The sequence below is a fragment of the Aeromonas sp. HMWF017 genome, assembly GCF_003061465.1.
GTDB lineage: Bacteria > Pseudomonadota > Gammaproteobacteria > Enterobacterales > Aeromonadaceae > Aeromonas > Aeromonas veronii.
Map to the genome: position 1 here is coordinate 15,635 of NZ_QAJD01000105.1, position 1,554 is coordinate 17,188.

1 protein-coding gene is annotated in these 1,554 nt (G+C 62.7%); it reads right to left on the minus strand.

Annotation, left to right across the window (positions count from 1 at the left end; all coding sequences use genetic code 11):
• Positions 1 to 110 precede the first annotated feature (110 nt).
• The coding region (locus DBR30_RS22030; RefSeq protein ID WP_258224389.1) for a phosphatidylglycerol lysyltransferase domain-containing protein at positions 111 to 1,554 on the minus strand (1,444 nt) is incomplete at its 5' end.

Consider the following 1,554-nt stretch of genomic DNA (forward strand, 5'->3'; position numbering starts at 1 on the left):
CTCAATCAGGCTCAGGTCATCCTTGACCGGGGCGGCGTGCGCCGCAAAAGACGAAACGGGCAGTACGAGACTGAGTAACAGCAAAATCAAGGCTCTCATTGGCCATGCTCCTATTTCTTGATCAGCCCCAGCGGGCCGCGGCTAATCAGGGTGATCAGGTGAGTCAGGGTTCTGGGCAGTACCAGCTTGCTGCTGCAGAGCAGGTAGCGGGGTTCCCAGCGGGGCGAAAATTTCTCCTTGTAGCGTCTGAGCCCCTGAAAGTTGTAAAAACGGCTGCCACGGACGAACAGGGTATTGCCAAGGCGGGCCCAGTAGCTGTTGAGCGGGTGATCGTTGAAGCCGGACATGGGGGCCATCCCCAGATTGAAGCTGGCGTACCCTTGCGCCTTGCCCCACAGCAGCAGTTCGACAAAGAGAAAATCCATGATGGGGGCAGTGCCGGTATCCAGGCTGTAGCGCATCAGATCGATGGAGAGCATCTCCTTGTTGTCGCTCACCCAGAGGTTGGCAAAGCCGACGATCTGCCCCTCGTGCCACACCAGCGCAGCCGGGCTCAAGGTCAGGTAGTCAGGCTCGAAGCGGCCGACCGAGAAACCCTTCTCCTTGCCCATCTTGCTCTGCAGCCAGGTATCGGAGACGCTCTGCAATCTGGGCAGCAGGGGGGCCACGGCACTTGCCTTGACCACCTCGAAGGTCAACCCTTCCCGTTTGCCCTTGGCGTGGCTCTGGCGCAGGTTGCGCAGGCGGCTGCCCGCCAGATCGAAAGTAGCCAGATCGACCATCGCCTCTTCACCGAGCTTGAAGGGGATCAGCCCCAGCTCCAGATAGAGCGGCAGATAGCGGGCCGAGACCTGATAAAAGACCGGGTTGGCGTCGTGCTCGTCACACCGCTCGCGAAATTGCCAGAGCAGCTCTTCGATCTGCTCGGGGCGACCGACGGGATCCCCCATCACAATCCAGCTGTTGCCCTCTATGCCATACATCAGGAAGGCGTCGCCGGCGGGGTGGAACAACAGGGACTTGTCCTGCAACTGGGCCAGATAGCCGTGGATCCCCCCCTCGCGCACCACCAGCTCGTGAGCGCGCGCCAGCGTCTCCTTGTCCGGTTTTTCACCGACTACGCGCAGCGGCGCAAGCAGCTGGGCAACCCCGGCAACGGCCAGCACGGCCACCACGCTCCCCATGGCGCGCAGGCCGCGGGCAGCCCCGCCGTGGGGCGAGAAGTGGAACCAGAGGGCGTGGTCATACTCCACCTGACGGTAGGAGAAGAGCAGCAGCCACAGCGCTCCCAGCAGCACAGCGCCGACCGAGATGAGCCAGCCCGGGGTGTACTGGGGATAGAGCAGCGACCCCTTGCGATAGAAGAGAGAGCGGCAGGGGCTCATGATGAGCAGGAAGCTGCCGAGCAGCAGGGCTGACTCCCAGTCTCCCCCCTTGAGCAGGGAGAAGGCGATACCCAGAGCCAGCAGCAGCTGGGTGATGCGAAACGCGGCGTCGTGACGGCGATAGAGGCTGCGCGCCAGCAGGATCAGGAGGATACCGCTCACGCTGCCG